The organism is Pararobbsia silviterrae (assembly GCF_003628125.1).
Classification (GTDB): Bacteria; Pseudomonadota; Gammaproteobacteria; order Burkholderiales; family Burkholderiaceae; genus Pararobbsia; species Pararobbsia silviterrae.
In genome coordinates this window covers 99,339-115,459 of sequence record NZ_RBZU01000015.1, presented here as the reverse complement: position 1 = coordinate 115,459, position 16,121 = coordinate 99,339, and the positions used below count along the sequence as shown (strand labels likewise).

Annotated in this window: 14 protein-coding genes; 12 read left to right on the top strand and 2 right to left on the bottom strand. The window is 60.8% G+C overall.

What is annotated here, in order from left to right; all coding sequences use genetic code 11:
- Positions 1-168 precede the first annotated feature (168 nt).
- From frmR to D7S86_RS25045, 3 genes are all read left to right on the top strand, one after another.
- Entirely contained in the window at positions 169-444 is a 276-nt protein-coding gene (gene frmR / locus D7S86_RS25055) for a formaldehyde-responsive transcriptional repressor FrmR (protein ID WP_121090570.1), read from the top strand.
- A gap of 62 nt (positions 445-506) precedes the next feature.
- Positions 507-1,616, top strand: a complete 1,110-nt coding sequence (locus D7S86_RS25050; RefSeq protein WP_121090568.1) for an S-(hydroxymethyl)glutathione dehydrogenase/class III alcohol dehydrogenase — start codon at positions 507-509, stop codon at positions 1,614-1,616.
- A 12-nt stretch (positions 1,617-1,628) separates the two neighbouring features.
- A complete protein-coding gene (locus D7S86_RS25045; RefSeq protein ID WP_121090566.1) occupies positions 1,629-2,351 on the top strand; it encodes an alpha/beta hydrolase in 723 nt (240 codons plus the stop codon).
- Between the two features lie 143 nt (positions 2,352-2,494).
- On the opposite strand, the gene D7S86_RS25040 is transcribed toward D7S86_RS25045, so the two are convergent.
- Positions 2,495-3,625 carry a GGDEF domain-containing protein gene (locus D7S86_RS25040; RefSeq protein WP_121090564.1) on the bottom strand — a complete coding sequence of 377 codons (1,131 nt, stop codon included), beginning with the start codon at positions 3,623-3,625 and terminating at the stop codon, positions 2,495-2,497.
- Positions 3,626-4,204: 579 nt separating this feature from the next.
- Entirely contained in the window at positions 4,205-5,554 is a 1,350-nt protein-coding gene (gene gudD / locus D7S86_RS25035) for a glucarate dehydratase (RefSeq protein WP_121090562.1), read from the bottom strand.
- Positions 5,555-6,538: 984 nt separating this feature from the next.
- On the opposite strand from gudD, the gene D7S86_RS25030 reads away from it, so the two are divergent.
- From D7S86_RS25030 to D7S86_RS24990, 9 genes are all read left to right on the top strand, one after another.
- Positions 6,539-7,621: a glycosyltransferase family protein gene (locus D7S86_RS25030; RefSeq protein WP_121090559.1), complete on the top strand. Its 1,083-nt coding sequence runs from the start codon at positions 6,539-6,541 to the stop codon at positions 7,619-7,621.
- Between the two features lie 184 nt (positions 7,622-7,805).
- On the top strand, positions 7,806-8,609 hold the full coding sequence (locus tag D7S86_RS25025) for an ABC transporter permease (protein WP_158602087.1): 804 nt from the start codon (positions 7,806-7,808) through the stop codon (positions 8,607-8,609).
- Positions 8,610-8,612: 3 nt separating this feature from the next.
- Positions 8,613-9,371, top strand: coding sequence for an ABC transporter ATP-binding protein (locus D7S86_RS25020; RefSeq protein WP_121090555.1), 759 nt, complete (start codon positions 8,613-8,615; stop codon positions 9,369-9,371).
- Between the two features lie 201 nt (positions 9,372-9,572).
- Positions 9,573-10,562, top strand: coding sequence for a hypothetical protein (locus D7S86_RS25015; RefSeq protein WP_121090553.1), 990 nt, complete (start codon positions 9,573-9,575; stop codon positions 10,560-10,562).
- A 30-nt stretch (positions 10,563-10,592) separates the two neighbouring features.
- Complete coding sequence (locus D7S86_RS25010) at positions 10,593-11,291, top strand: class I SAM-dependent methyltransferase (protein WP_121090551.1); 699 nt, start codon at positions 10,593-10,595, stop codon at positions 11,289-11,291.
- Complete coding sequence (locus D7S86_RS25005) at positions 11,288-12,553, top strand: DegT/DnrJ/EryC1/StrS family aminotransferase (RefSeq protein ID WP_338069200.1); 1,266 nt, start codon at positions 11,288-11,290, stop codon at positions 12,551-12,553. The genes D7S86_RS25010 and D7S86_RS25005 overlap by 4 nt, the downstream gene beginning before the upstream one ends.
- Positions 12,547-13,671 carry a DegT/DnrJ/EryC1/StrS family aminotransferase gene (locus D7S86_RS25000; protein ID WP_121090547.1) on the top strand — a complete coding sequence of 375 codons (1,125 nt, stop codon included), beginning with the start codon at positions 12,547-12,549 and terminating at the stop codon, positions 13,669-13,671. Before D7S86_RS25005 ends, D7S86_RS25000 begins: the two co-directional genes overlap by 7 nt.
- A 20-nt stretch (positions 13,672-13,691) precedes the next feature.
- Positions 13,692-14,453 (top strand): WbqC family protein, encoded by a 762-nt coding sequence (locus D7S86_RS24995; protein ID WP_121090545.1) that lies wholly within the window; start codon positions 13,692-13,694, stop codon positions 14,451-14,453.
- Positions 14,454-14,476: 23 nt separating this feature from the next.
- Positions 14,477-16,009 (top strand): hypothetical protein, encoded by a 1,533-nt coding sequence (locus D7S86_RS24990; protein WP_147432468.1) that lies wholly within the window; start codon positions 14,477-14,479, stop codon positions 16,007-16,009.
- Positions 16,010-16,121: the final 112 nt, after the last annotated feature.

Here is a 16,121-nt window from a genome sequence, read left to right as displayed (position 1 = left end):
CTGTCCTTACGTGGGTTCGACGGTTTGTTCGTGCGGATCGAGGGCCATTATCCGTCATCGTCCGTCATGGGTTCGTTATCGATCCGTCGAGCGAGCCGCCCCCCTGTTTTGCATACTCCCCACCAGTACTGTAGGATGCCCCCGTTCCGTATCCGATAAGGGGCATCGATGCCGCACACCGCCGAGGAAAAGAAGCGTGTCTTGGCGCGCGTGCGCCGCGTGCGGGGACAGATCGACGCCCTGGAGCGCGCACTCGAGGAAGGGGCCGAATGCGGCCCCGTGCTTCAGCAGATCGCTGCCGTGAGAGGGGCGGTCAACGGCCTGATGGCCGGTGTGCTCGAGAGCCATCTGCGCGAGACATTCGCAAGCCTCGCCGAATCGGACGAATCACGGCAAACGCCCATTGACGACGTCGTGTCGCTCGTGCGTTCCTATCTCCGCTAAGCCCGGTCGGCGTCCGTACGGCGCGGTCGCCGGGGGTTCATCTTTCTTTACCAGGACTGTCCATGAAATCACGTGCTGCTGTTGCCTTCGCGGCGGGAGAACCGCTCAAGATCGTCGAGATCGACGTCGAGCCGCCGCGCAAAGGCGAAGTGCTCATCAAGATCACGCACACGGGCGTTTGCCATACCGACGCATTCACGCTCTCGGGCGACGATCCCGAAGGGATCTTTCCGGCGGTGCTGGGCCATGAGGGGGCGGGCATCGTCGTGGAAGTCGGCGAAGGCGTGACGAGCGTCAAACCGGGCGATCACGTCATTCCGCTTTATACCGCCGAGTGCGGCGAGTGTCTGTTCTGCAAGAGCGGCAAAACCAATCTGTGCGTGTCCGTGCGCGCGACGCAGGGCAAAGGCGTGATGCCCGACGGCACGACGCGCTTCAGCTACAACGGCCAGCCGATCTATCACTACATGGGCTGTTCGACGTTCAGCGAATACACGGTTGTCGCGGAAGTGTCGCTTGCGAAGATCGATCCGCAAGCGAACCCCGAGCATGTGTGTCTGCTCGGTTGCGGCGTGACGACGGGCCTCGGCGCGGTCAAGAACACGGCCAAGGTGCAGGAAGGCGACAGCGTCGCGGTCTTCGGACTCGGCGGCATCGGTCTGGCCGTCATTCAGGGCGCGAAGCTCGCGAAGGCCGGACGCATCATCGCGATCGACACGAACCCGTCCAAGTTCGACCTCGCGCGCGCGTTCGGTGCGACCGATTTCGTGAACCCGAAGGATTATGACAAGCCCGTGCAGCAAGTCATCGTCGAGATGACCGGCTGGGGCGTGGACCACAGCTTCGAGTGCATCGGTAACGTCAATGTCATGCGCGCCGCGCTTGAATGCGCACATCGCGGATGGGGGCAGGCGGTCATCATCGGCGTGGCGGGTGCGGGCCAGGAAATCTCGACGCGTCCGTTCCAGCTCGTGACGGGCCGTCGCTGGCTCGGCACCGCGTTCGGCGGCGTCAAGGGCCGATCGGAATTGCCGGGCATGGTCCACGACGCGATGGCCGGGAATATTCAGCTCGCGCCGTTCGTCACGCATACGAAGGATCTCGAGGGCATTAACGAAGCCTTCGACCTCATGCACGAAGGCAAGTCGATCCGGACCGTGGTCCACTTCTGACGGAGCGAGGCGATGTCGATCCAAGTGGTCTTGCTTCCGGGTCTGCTCTGCGACGACGCAGTCTGGGTCGATCAGCGCGAGGCGTTGAGCCGTATCGCCGACTGCCATGTGCCCGACTACGGCATGCGCCGTTCGATCGCAGACATGGTGGACCATGTGCTCGCGAGCGTCGACGCGTCGACGCTGCTCGTCGCCGGACATTCGATGGGCGGGCGCGTCGCGCTCGAAATCGCGCGTCGCGCGCCGGACCGTGTCGCCGCGCTTGCCCTGCTCGATACGGGCTATGAGGCGCGCGATGCGGGCGAAGCCGGCGCCAAGGAGCAAGCGGCGCGCTTCGCTTTGCTCGACACCGCGCGCGCCAAGGGCATGCGCGCGATGGGCGAGGCCTGGACGCCCGGCATGGTGCATCCGAGCCGGCTCGCGTCCGAGGTCTATGAGTCGATCCTGAAGATGATCGAGCGGAGCACGCCCGAGAAGTTCGAGGCCCAGATTCGCGCCCTGCTGGACCGGCCGGATGCCACGCCCGTGCTCGCGGAGATTCGCTGTCCGACGGTGCTCGTGTGCGGCACGGAAGATCGATGGAGTCCGCTGTCGCGCCATGAAGAGATGCAGGCGCGGATGCGCGAGGCGACGCTCCACGCGATCGAGACATGCGGGCATATGTCGACGATGGAGCGTCCCGAAGCCGTCACCGGCATCCTCGTCGAGTGGGCTGAACGGGCCGTGCGTGCGTAGGTCTTCGGGAGGCGCGGCGCTTAGGGCGCCGTGTCGAGATACGCGGGTCGCACGCGAACGCGGCGATCCGCGCACGGCGCGGCACCGTGCAGTACGGCGCGGCCCGGCGCTCCGCCGTACTGCAGCGTGATAGCGGTCACGCTTTAGCTTTGACTCGTGACGTCGCGGCGCCGGCCGCGCTTGGCCTCGTACATCGACGCATCGGCGGCGCGCAGAAGCGCATCGACGCTGCGGTGTTCGCGCGTGACGGGTGCGACCCCCACGCTCACGCCGACTCGCGTCGAGATTCCCGGCATGATTTCAAACGGCCGTTCCATTGCGCGTACGACCGTGCTCGCGAGTTCGGCCGTGCTATCGCGGAACGTATCGATGATGACGAATTCGTCGCCGCCCATGCGCGCGACGAGCGCCTGTTCGCTGCCCAAGCCGCGCAAACGATTGGCGAACTGCATGAGCAAGGTGTCGCCTGCTTCGTGACCGTGCGCGTCGTTGACGGGCTTGAATCCGTCGAGATCGAGATACAGCAGCGTCATGCCGGGCGTGATGCGCGCGCCGCCGTCGAGCGCCGCCGCATGAAAGAGGCCCGCGCGGTTCAGCAGGCCGGTCAGCATGTCATGGCGTGCGCGATGGCTGTTCTCGCGTTCGGCTTTCATGGTCGCGATCAGCATCGCGTTCAGGCGCCGTGCGGCGACGCTCATCGCGAACAGATAGAACGGAATCTGCAGCAGCGTCAGCAGCAGCACGCGTTCGCCCGACACAAGCGCGCCCAGGCAGCAGGGCCCGAGCGAGAGAAAGATCATGACGGCGACGAGGCGCGGGGCGGCGAAGTTGCGAAAGCAGATGCCGCCGACCATGGCCGCGGCGGAGAGAAATGCGAGCGTCGCGGCGACCCAATCGCCGCTGATCGCGCTGACGAACGCGCCGTAGCCGACCGTGGCGCCCCAGAGCGGCGCGAGCAGCAAATAGAGGTCGGTGGGCGTCGGCTTGCCGATGGCCGCGCGCCTGCGCGAGACGACGAGCACGCCGAAGCGGATCGCGCAGATCGCGATCTCGGCGACGAGCCAAAGCCGGAACAAGAAAGTCGGATGCCGGAGCGCGAGGACCCAGGCGACAGCGACCGTATTGAACACACCGCCGAAAAAAATAGGCAGCGTTCCGAACAGGGTGCCCACGAGCGAAACGCGAATTTCATGCGGGGTATCGCGCCCCGGCTCGGCTAGCCACGTCGCAAGCCGCCCCCGCGGCAGCGTGAAGACTCGATCACTGCTCTGCAATTCTTGAAGCCCCTTTTTTTTAAGCGCGGGCCATGTCTTATCTTTCCCCGATGCCCGCTGCGCCGTGCCGCTTTCTCATGTATCACGCGCGATCGTACACGACGATCGGTACGCCGACATTGATCTGTTGCATGAAAAATCGTAGCGGCGAATGCCTGTGCGTTGCCCGTGATTGTAAAGAGGGTCGGGCGACGTCATGTCATCGAAAGAGGCCGGAACCTTAACGCGCGTTACGCGTGTAGCAATTCGGCACGTTGAAGCGATGCATTCGAATCGGATGACGCAATGGGACAAGGCTGAGCCACGCTAAGACGGACGCCGTCAACGATGCGTATGAATGTGTATGGCTTGTCTTAGGCCGAGTCCCTAGGCCCGCTTCTTCGGCGTTATTCCTCAGGCTTTATCCTTTAAGCCTTATGTCTTAGCCAATATTTCTTAGCCCCGATTCCTTAAGTCTGGTCTTTGGGGCCGGCGCGCGACCCTGATGCTTTGCCCCCGATTCTTGGGTCGGCGTCTTTGATCGGATGCCGGGCCCCGATCGCATGCGTGTCGGCGCGCCGTTCGCGATCCGTCGGCGATTCAACGCACGAGGCACGGACGCTTGTTGTCGAATGTCCAGTTCGGAATCAGGAACTGCATGGCGACGGCGTCGTCTCGCGCACCGAGGCCATGCTGCAGATAGAGCGCGTGCGCGCGTTCGAGCGCGTCGACGTCGAGTTCGATGCCGAGACCCGGCTTGTTCGGCACGCGCACTTTGCCGCCGACGATCTGCAGCGGGTCGCGCGTCAGATGCTGACCGTCCTGCCAGATCCAGTGCGTGTCGATCGCGGTGATCTTGCCGGGCGCCGCCGCTGCGACATGCGTGAACATCGCCAGTGAAATATCGAAGTGATTGTTCGAGTGCGAGCCCCAGGTGAGGCCCCAGTCGTGACACATCTGCGCAACGCGCACCGAACCCTGGAGGGTCCAGAAATGCGGATCGGCCAGCGGAATATCGACCGACTGAAGCTGGATCGCATGTCCCATCTGACGCCAATCCGTCGCGATCATATTGGTCGCCGTCGGCAGGCCCGTCGCGCGCCGGAATTCGGCCATGACCTCGCGGCCCGAGTAGCCATGTTCCGCGCCGCACGGATCTTCGGCATAGGCGAGCACGTGATGCTGATCCCGGCACAACCGGATCGCTTCCGCGAGCGACCACGCGCCATTCGGATCGAGCGTGATGCGTGCGTCGGGGAAGCGTTCCGCGAGCGCGGTGACGGCTTCGATTTCGGCATCGCCGTCGAGCACGCCGCCCTTGAGCTTGAAATCATTGAAGCCGTAGCGTTGCTGCGCGGCTTCGGCGAGACGCACGACCGCCTCGGGCGTCAAGGCTTCCTCGGTTCGCAGGCGTTCCCAGTCGTCGCGACCGTGCTCGCCGGATGCGTAGGGCAGTGTCGTCTTGCGGCGGTCTCCGATATAGAACAGGTAGCCGAGCATTTCGACTTCGTCGCGTTGCTGGCCTTCGCCAAGCAGCGCGGCGACGGGCACGCCGAGGTGCTGGCCGAGCAGATCGAGCAGCGCGCATTCGAGCGCCGTGACCGCGTGAATCGTCGTGCGCAGATCGAAGGTCTGCAAGCCGCGGCCGCCGGCGTCGCGATCGGCGAACGCTTTTCGTACCGCGTTGAGCGTGCCTTGCAGATTGCCGATCGATTGTCCGACGACGAGTGACCGCGCATCGTCGAGCGTCTTGCGGATGCTTTCGCCGCCCGGGACTTCGCCGATGCCGATATGGCCCGCGCTGTCCTTGAGGATCACGACATTGCGCGTGAAGAACGGGCCGTGCGCGCCGCTGAGGTTCATCAGCATGCTGTCGTGGCCCGCGACGGGGACGACACGCAGTTCGGTCACGGTGGGCGATGCGTTCGTGGGGACGGGGTGGCCTGACATGGGGGAGTCCGTTCGAAAAGGATGGGTTCGAACGCATGTTCGAACGTGAAGTGGATCGGCACGGCGGCGACAGCCGGCTGCACGGCCGCCGATCGTCGTGAGCCGGGGCTGGGGCGCACGAGGGTCAAATCGGCGCGTCGCCGGCCGCGCGGTTAGATCGATCGTGTGACGATCGATCTAAGTTGTCTGACAACAGACTATAATGCATCGCCAGAATGGGAATGCCGATGGTTTACCCTGGGACGCATGCGGGTATCGGATATCACGATCCCATCGCACTCCGGAAAGTGCTTTTGCTTCAATTTCAAGGCGTTTCGGACCGCCGTGCGGTGACCCGGACGTGATGTTCTTGTCGAGCGAGTCTATTCGCGGCACGACGTGGCCGACCGTGGCGCTGATCATCAAATTGATATCTGATGTCGGACAACATCAATTTGCCTCGATACGGCGCGCGACGTCGAGGCCGTCCGCGTGTTTCCCGCATAGGTCGATCCGACTCGCGCCCTCGGTGACACGTGTGCGGTCGGGTCGAAGATGGCCTTATTGCGGGGATGAACGGCGTATCGGTTCGGTCAGGTTTCGAATGTCTGACGTCCTTGTTGCATGACGGAAAAGCATGGGGCTCGGGGTATTTGTATCGAAAGGTAAAAAACGACAGCGCCCCGGCCTGGCGCGGCGCGGGGGGCGGATGTCTTGAGCGGGCGATCGGACGACTCTCATGCTGCGCGTGCATGCGTCTATACTGGCCACTTTTCCGGCCACGGAACGTGTGCCGACATAGTGAACAGAATTTCATCACCCACATTACGCCGATCGTTTGAGTACGCACGCATGGCTGGCGGCGGTCGATCCCATTAGGATTGCGACACGCTGCCTACCCGATCCGGCATGGCCCGGCGAAAGACGCAAGCGGCACGGACAGCTGCCGCATTCCGTCGCCATACGTCCTGGAAACTCATATTGGCTCACGCAAACGCGTCATCTATGAACGACACTGAATCCGTCTTCCTTCCGCAATTGCGCCGCCCTTTCTATATCGTTGCTCCGCGTTACGTCAGAACGTCGGCCGGCATCAAGGTGCTGCACTACTTGTGTCATGCGCTGAACCGGATGGGGGAGCAGGCGTTCCTGGTCGTGGTCCCGCACTATTCGTCTTACCTTGCGACCCATCCTTCGCTCAATACACCGGTTTTGACGAAGCGCATCATGGACTTTCATCGTGAAAACGGTTTGACACCGATCACGATCTATCCGGAAAGCGTGAAGGGCAACCCGCTCAATGCACCGTTCGTCGTGCGTTATGTGCTGAACTACGCGGGTCTGCTCGGCGGCGACGATGAGTTTCATGAGGACGAGTACTGCATTTCATACAGCGAGTCCATTGCGGGCTCGGTACCGCATTCGCATCACACGATTTTCATTCCTGCTTCGGATCCGACGTTCTTTACGGCCGCGCCCGGCGTGCAGCGCAAAGGCGCGTGCTTTTATGCGGGGAAATACAAGTACTATCACGGCGCGAAGACGTATCCGATTACGGACGGCTTGCAGGAAATCACGCGCGATCGGCCTGGCGCGCAAACACCTGCGGAAATCCGCGACCTGTTTCAGCGCTCGGAAGTGTTTTATTGCTATGAGAACTCCGCGCTGATCATCGAGGCCATTTTGTGCGGGTGTCCGGTCGTGTTATTGCCGAACGAGCACTTTACCGATGTGATCGGCAAGGTCGAACTCGGCGATGATGGCTACGTGTGGGGGGCGGACGACGCGGCGGGTCTCGAACGCGCCCGACAGACGCTCGCAATTGGACGCGAGCGTTATCTGAGTCTGTACGCGCAGGCCGAGCAGGCGTTGCGCGAATTTGTGGCATCGACGCAGGCCGCCGCGGAAAGTGTGCCGTACGCGCAGCCTATGTCCGACGATTATGTCGAGCGCATCACGTGGTTTGCGCGGATCGGCGGCCTTGTGCGCACGGTCCGGTATCTGATTCGCGATAACGGGTTCGGTTTTACGGTGAAGTTGGTCCTGACGCGACTGAAACTCGGCCGGATCGCGTTGAAGGGAACGTGATGGGTTGGCGCGCGGCCGGACGGCGATAGGGCGCTCGTCCGGCTGCCCGGCTGCGATCCCTGGTGCGTACGAATCGAGTCACATGGATTCGACGCAATCTCGGGATAAAATGCGGCGTTTGGCCTCCGGTGATGCGATACCCGCTCCCGTCGACGCCGACATTCTTTTTTCACAGGAACGCGTTTTGAAAAGGACATTCTCGATGCGGATCGCGGAGGCCGGAAAGGACCTCTGGGCCGCGCTGACGACCACGGAGACCTGGGCATTCCTGGGTTGGCACGACATCCGGCAACGGTATCGCCGGTCCGTCCTGGGTCCGTTCTGGATCACGATCAGCACGGCCGTGCTGGTCAGCGGCTTGAGCGTCATGTACGCGGGCCTGTTCCGGATGACGCTGCGTGACTACATTCCTTATCTCGCATCGGGGATGATCACGTGGAGTTTCATCAATACGGTTATCAACGAAAGCTGCCTCGTGTTCATGGGTTCCGAGGGCAGCATCAAGAACGGCCAGATGCCGATTACGTCGTACGTATTGCGGCTGGTCTGGCGCAATATGATCGTCTTCATGCACAACGCCGTGGTGCTGGTGGTCGTGGTGCTCATCTTTTTGCCGTTCCGGCCGCTCGGCTTGCTCGAATCGTTGCTCGGGCTGGTGATCGTCGGGATTTTCCTTTTCTGGGTCGCGTTGCTCGTCGGTTTGTTGAGCGCGCGTTTCCGCGATATTCCGCAGATCGTCACGAATGTGCTGCAGGTGGTGTTCTTTATGACGCCGATCATGTGGCAGGCCAGCGTGCTTAAGAATCACATCTGGATTGCGCAGATCAATCCGTTCTTCTACATGCTCGAGCTTGTGCGCAACCCGCTGCTCGGCGTGGATTCGGGCGGCATGCTGTGGCTGCAGGTCACGGGTGTCGTGGCTTTGACGGCGTGTATTTCGTTCTTGCTGTTCGCGCGCTTCCGTTCGCGCATCGTTTATTGGTTGTAAGCCATGGCACACATCATTGCGGAAAACGTCGTCGTCGAATTTCCGATCTATCAGGGGACGCAGCGCTCGATGCGCAAGACGTTTCTCGCGGCGGCGACGGGCGGCAAGTTGTCCGGGACGGATCGCGGCGTGTCCGTGCGCGCGATCGACAATCTCACGCTGCATATCGAGAACGGCGAGCGTGTGGGTTTGCTCGGGCACAACGGCTCGGGCAAGACGACGATGTTGCGTGCGTTGAGCGGCATCTATGAACCGGCATCGGGCCGCCTCGATGTGCAGGGCTCGGTGACCTCGCTGCTCGATATCGCGCAGGGCTTCGATGTCGACGCGACTGGTGAGGAGAACATCGTCCTGCGCGCGATCACGATGGGGCTGCCCGTGCGCACGATTCGGCCGTTGATTCCGGAGATCAGCGAGTTTTCAGGACTTGGCGATTATCTGAAACTGCCCGTGCGCACGTATTCGAGCGGGATGACGTTGCGTCTGGCGTTTGCGATCTCGACGTCGGTCGGCGCCGACATCCTGCTGATGGACGAATGGCTCAGCGTGGGCGACGACGAATTCCGCGAGCGCGCGAAGGAGCGTCTGACGCACCTGATCAACCAGTCGGGCATCGTCGTGCTCGCATCGCACGACAAGGATTTGCTGCATCGCGTGTGCAGCCGGATTCTCCATATCTCGCACGGCAAGATCGTTCACGAAGAGCGTGGGCAATCGGCGTCGTCGGGCGGCACTACGGAAACGGTGGGGCAGGCTGTTTGAGATTGAAGCGTGTGTACTCGGGGTTGCGTCATGGCAGACCCCGGGGCGCGGGCGCACGGCCTTTCAAGCGCGGGTATCCGAATTGCTCGTTGACGCTTTGCTGGGCGAGACGAGCGCACCGCGTTTGACGGGCGACGGCGGAGTATGCTGCAGCGATTCGAGCGGAACAACGATTGTTCGACGAGACGAGGCATAGAGCGTATGCGCTGGATTGTCCATATAGGCGCACCGAAGACCGGTTCGACTGCAATACAACGGACCCTTGCCGATAACCGATCCGCGCTGCTCGACCATGGGCTCCACTATCCGGATGTCAGCCTGCGTGGCTTCGGTCATCATGATCTGGCGTTCCGGCTGCACGGCGCATACCCCGACTGGGCGAGCCAGCAGCCGCTGACGCTCGACGATCTGCAGCGACGATTCGAGAATGAAGTCGCGGGCCATGCCGCGAGCACGGTTGTGCTCAGCAGCGAGAACTTCTATCTTTTTCCCGCGCCGAAACGTTTGGCCGCGTTGCTCGATGCGGCGGGCCGGCGATTTGACGAACGCGTCGATATTCTCTGCTACATTCGGCGCCAGGACGACGCGCATCTGTCCTGGTACAACCAAACGGTCAAAGCGCAAGGCAATGGCGACACGCTCGATGCAACGATGCGTCGGGATCGCGATATCTGGGATTACGCGGAGCGAATCAAGCCCTGGGTCGCAGAATTCGGAACAGAATCCGTGACGCTGCGCGATTACGCACCTTTTGCCGGTAACGGAAGCGACATACGAGCGGATTTTCTACAATTCGCGGGTGTCGCGCCCGGCTCGATCCAGTTGCCGAGCGGGAGAAGTAACGAGCGGATCAATCGCGACATCCTCAATTTCCAGCGCTGGATCAATCGCCTTCCCTTGGACGTCGCGCGCAAGCGTCGATACCACAAGCAGTTGATCGCCCTGACCGCCGCCACATCGAATTTGGGCGTATTTGACGATGTCCCATTTCTGTCCGATGCGCAGCGTATGGCAGTTGTCCAATCCTATGAAGCGAGCAATCGCCAGGTGGCTGAAATGTTTATGAATGGCCAACCGTTGTTTGGAACGCGAGATCTCGAACGAACTCAACCCGGCGAAATCCGGGCTTACACAGGGCTGACGGCTTCGAAAGTCTGGCGCATTATTCGATGGCTACACGCGACGCGCTGAAGCGCTGGTCACGACATTTGCCGGACATCTATGAATACTGCATCGAGTCATTACCCGGACAGGCATCATCCCGAAACGTGCGACGACGATGATGTGTGGGCGCAAGTGCGCCGCACGGTTAACGGACGCCCGGTTTCCGCTGAGCAGATCGCCATGATCGTTGCCCAGATCACCACGGCGCTCGAATTGACGCAGGACGATACGCTGCTCGACCTCTGCTGCGGGAATGGTGCATTGACGACATCGATTTTCTCGGCGTGTCACGGGGGACTGGGTGTCGACTATTCAGCGTTCTTGATCGACGTGGCAAACCGTCGCTTCGTCAAACGTTCGTCGGAAGGTTATCTGCTTGCCGACGCGCTAGCGTATTTGCAGCAGGAAGCCGCGCCCGAACGTTTCACGAAGGTCCTGTGCTACGGCGCGTTTCAATACTTTCCGCCTGAGACCGCGCTGCAGATGTTGCGCGTGCTGCACGATCGATTCACGTGTGTCGAGACTCTATTTCTGGGCCAACTCCCGGACCGGAGTCGAGCACACGCCTTCTATAAAGGCAGTGTGCCCCCCGCCGATGAACTGGCCGCGACCGGTGGCACGCTGGGCGCATGGCGGACTCCCGCAGAGATGGATGCGTTGGCCGTCCAGGCAGGTTGGCGTACGCAGATCGTTCGCATGCCGGATTCGTTTTATTCGGCGCACTATCGTTACGACGCGGTTCTGAAACGCTCATGAGCTTCGATTCGGCTATCCGATCACGCGGGCCGTCGGATCCGTCATCCGTCGCGGCGATCGCGGAGAAGGCTGGCCCTGATGACTGGGCCGTGTTGGGGGGACCCCCGGCCTTTGCGCGTGCACTCGCGACCGGCCAGCTCGCGAATCGAGATCCGCAGGCCTTCTTCGCGATGATGGCGAAGGCCTTCGAGAGGCGGCGACTCAGCAATCAGGGCCCGCTCGTCAGCGAACTCGAAGATCGTCTTGCGCAGTGGCACGGCGCGCAACATTGCGTCGCGTTCGCGAACGCGTGCTTTGCCTTGATTCTTTCGATTCGGGCATTGGCGAGGCCCAGTGGGCGAGAAGTGATCATGCCCGCATTCACGTTTCGGGGACTGCCCCACGTGATTCGCTGGGCGGGTCTCGAGCCACGGTATTGCGATGTTGATCCGCACACGCAAACCCTATGTCCGCGTGAATTGGCGCGGATGATCGGTCCAGACACCGCGGCAGTGCTTGCTGTCGACAACGTGAACGCGCTCTGCGATATCGATGCGCTGGAGGCGACGACGCGCGAGCATGATGTTCCGCTCATCATCGACGCGGTCTATGGAGTCGGAGGGCGCTATGGCACGGATCTCGTCGGGTCTCGCGCGACCGCATGCGTTTTCAGTCTCCATGCGACGAAGCTGATCAACGGGTTCGAAGGCGGCTATCTGACGACGAATCATGCTGCGCTGGCCGATGCGCTCAGGAGCCAACGTACATTCGGATATGACAACTCGGGTGCGCCGACGCAACTGGGCATGAACGCGAAGCTCAACGAGATTCATGCCGCCCTGGCGTTGTCGAATCTTCCGCATGCGGAAAGCATCATGGCCGACAATCGAGCGCGCTTCGTCGCCTACCAGCGTGCGTTCAAGGACATCCCCTTCGTAACGTTCGCTGACTATGACGCGAACGTCAAAAACTTCTGTCTTGCCTTGATGCGCGTGGAACCGAGCTGTCCGTTCAGCCGCGCGCAGCTCATCGATGTGCTGCGCGCTGAGAACGCGCTCGTGCGGCCCTACTATTCGCCGCCGCTCTACGCGCTTGAAGTCGAGGCGCCCGGGTCTGAGCGCACGGCGCTGCCTGTGACCGAAGAGGTGAGCCGCGTGTGGATTCAGATGCCTTGCGGCGACGGCGTCACGCATGCCGACATCGTGCGCCTTGCGGCGCTTTTCCGGGCGCTGTTTAGAGACGCCCCTGCGATGCTCGAACGTCTGCGGAGCCGCGCATGCTAGAGGACTCCGACAAGGCGATGCATGTCGGCCAACTGAACTTTCCGAGCTGGGATGCGTTCCAGTCGGCGTTCTCGGACATCTTCGATCGGGGTTTCTACAGCAATCACGGTCCGCTGACGGCCGAACTCGATCGCGCGTTAGCCGCATATCTCAATGTCAAGCATGCGATCTGCGTGACCAATGGCACGATCGCTTTGATGTTGGTGCTCAGATCGCTTGATCTGAAGGGCAACGTCATCACGCCCTCGTTCACGTTTCCGGCCACGGTTCAGTCGATTGTCTGGGCAGGACTCACCCCCGTCTTTTGCGATGTCGATCCCGAGACGCATGTGCTTGACGCGAGACGCGTCGAGCCGCTTGTCACGGACTCGACCGCCGCGATTCTGGGCGTCCATCTATGGGGCCGGCCATGTGATCCGCACGGTCTCACCGACCTTGCCCAGCGGCGCGGTCTGAAGCTTGTGTTCGACGCCGCGCATGCAACTGGCTGCCGCTTCAAAGGTGTGCCGATCGGCGGACTGGGTCACGCCGAGATCTTCTCGTTCCACGCGACCAAGATACTGAACGCGGCCGAGGGGGGATGCATCACGACGAACGACGACCTGCTCGCGGCCAAGTTGCGCGCGGCGCGCAGTTTTCACGACATGGGCTTCGTGACGTCGGGTTTATTGCGCATGAACGCGAAGATGTCCGAAGCGCAGGCGGCGATGGCCTTGATTGGGTTGCGCAATATCGACGCGCTCATCGTCGATAACCGCGAGCGATATCTTCACTATCGCCGCTTGCTGGCCGATGTTCCGGGTTTGCGAGTCATCGACTACGGCGACGACGGGCAAAGCAATTACCAGTATGTTGTCGCGCAGATTGACGAGTCGGTTTTCGGGACCAGTCGTGATCGCCTGATGAATGAACTTTGGAACCGGAATATCTACGTCCGGCGGTATTTCTGGCCGGCCACGCACCTGTGCCCCCCGTTTGACGACACGCCGTGGTCACTGCCGGTCACGGAGCAGCTCTGCGAGACTTTGATTCAATTTCCCTCGGGACAGGGGATCACCGAATCGGATATCGACAAGGTGTGCCGAATGGTTCGCGACATTCGGGAGCGCGCGATTTGAGCCACGAAGCCAACACTGCCATGGATGCGTCGCGGCCCGAATGCACAGGTGCCGCACGGGGTTCGGGATTGACGTTGGGGATCATGCAGCCGTACTTCTTCCCGTATCTCGGGCACTACCAGTTGATCCTCGCGTGCGACCACTGGATTGTTTTCGATGTCGTTAAATACAGCGCCCGGAGCTGGATGAATCGAAATCGGATTTTGCATCCCACGCAAGGCTGGCAGTACGTCGGCGTGCCGGTTGCACACCGTTCGACGACCGCGATTCATGACGTGATGCTCGTCGACAAGGGTGCCGCGCAGCGTCGCGTGTTGGGGCAGCTTAATCACTATCGAGGCAAGTCGCCTTATTTTGAGCGCGTGTGTGAACTAGTCAGACAGGCATTCTCGCGAACGGCGACCCTTCGTCTGGTCGACCTGAACGTGCAAACTCTATCCGTGGTCTGCGACTACCTCGGGATTCCGTTCAAGTGGTCGTTATGCAGCGAACTCGATCTCGATCTGTCCGGGGTCGATCACGCCGGGCAATGGGCACTCGCGATCACCACGGCGTTCGGCGCGACACGCTATATCAATCCTCCGGGCGGTAGGGATATCTTCGTTTCCGAAGAATGGCGGAAAGCGAAGATCGATCTGCGATTCATCGAACCCGCCACCCTGACGTATTCTGTCGATCACAATCGATTCGAACCCAACATGTCGGTGCTCGACGTCCTGATGTGGAACGACCCCGATGTTGTCCGATCCTTCTTGCAACGCACGATTCGTATCGTCGAATAACGGACTGACGTCGGAGATTCACGATGCGCGACAGAATAGCCTCCATCCAAGCGTTCGCCGATCGCGCGCGGCACGCGTTTCGGCGCCGCTTTATCCCACATCGTTATCGGCGCGGCTGGCGATTGCCTCCGAACCATATTCGCATTGTCGCGAAGCGGATATGGCGCTCGGATGCGCAGCGCACAAGCGAACGGCAAGCGGTTGCATTGCGCAAGCGCCTTCAACGGATGCGCATTTTCGACGAGGCGTTTTATGTCTCGTGTTATCGCGAATTTATCCCAGCGGGTGTTGCGCCGCTCGAGCACTTTCTTGAGTTCGGAGAAAAGCTTGGATATAAGCCCAACGCGTATTTCGATCCGCTTCTCTATCTCATTGTGGTTCCTGAGTCGAGATCGGGCGGTGCACTAATTCACTATCTCGAGCATGCGGTTGATGAGGGCGGCGATGAGATCGATCTGACGATCTCCGCCGTGTTGCCAGTTCCTGTTTCCTACGTGCCCCAGCAGCCTGACGACATGCAGGCGCGCGACCGCGAGGACAACCTTGCGTATTCCCGCCAATTCGGACTCGCGGAAACGCTGCGGTTCCGTGTCGACGAACGTGAGTACTCGCTCATCGCTCTATCGGCGGACGCATTCTTTGAGCGACTCGAAAGTAACCAGGCCTGTGCCTATCCTCGCTTGCCGCACGGGTTTTGGGATTGTGTGCATAACCTGCAAACTGCGCGGGCGCTGCTTTCGTCCTGGTTGGTTGAGCGGCAGTTGCAGAACATATTTACCGACGCACAGATTGATCGTCTTGCCGCGCGAGCGTTCGACGCTTTCCTGCCCGAGATGGGTGTTTATAACGAAAATTTTCTTGACGAACTCTTTCAAGGCATCCGCACCGAGACAGTTTCGCCCGACTATTTCCGGTCAGTTTCGTTCAAATGGCAGCCCACTATTGCGCATCGGATATTTGGGCGGACAGATGCGATCGGCGAGATGGAATCGACGCAGTTGCGTACTTTTGCGGATCTCTTTGGCGCGGATTCGCCGGTGTACGAGTCCATGATCTGGAAGCGATGGGTCTATTCCGGAGACATCAAGCGACTTCCCGTATTTGCGCGATCACGGCCTGTCGTCCTGGTCGGTGCAAATCGCGTCAAGGCGCTCGGCGAAAGATGGAAGTTACCGTCGTTTACTCATCTCGAAATACCGCTTTTAAGTTACAACCAGCGATATGCTATTCTTGATCTATGCAAAGCGGCCACGATCGAAGCAAAGGCAGAGGCTAAGCGTATCGGAAGTGGGCCCCCGCTCATTATGCTGCAGGGCGGGTCGTTGGCTTGCTGGCTGATCGCTCGTCTGCATCATTGGGATCCGGCGGTTTTTTACCTCGATTTCGGGCAATCCTTGCATATCTGGTTTCTGGATAACCAAGAGCTGTGGATGCATTGGCTCAAGTTTCATCCGAGGTTGGTCATGGAGAACTGCGAGTTGGACGCATTCTACGAAGAACTCGGTATTGCGTTGGAAGCGCCTTTTGCGCGTCCCGCGATTTCGGACACTGCCTGAAAGTATGGCTCTCGCGATGGACGGGAGGTGGGACGGCGTGGTGCTGCGTCGCCTCACACGCCATTCCCCGATTTAAAAAGATCGTAGCGAGCCGTCGTTACAGGCGTGTGAC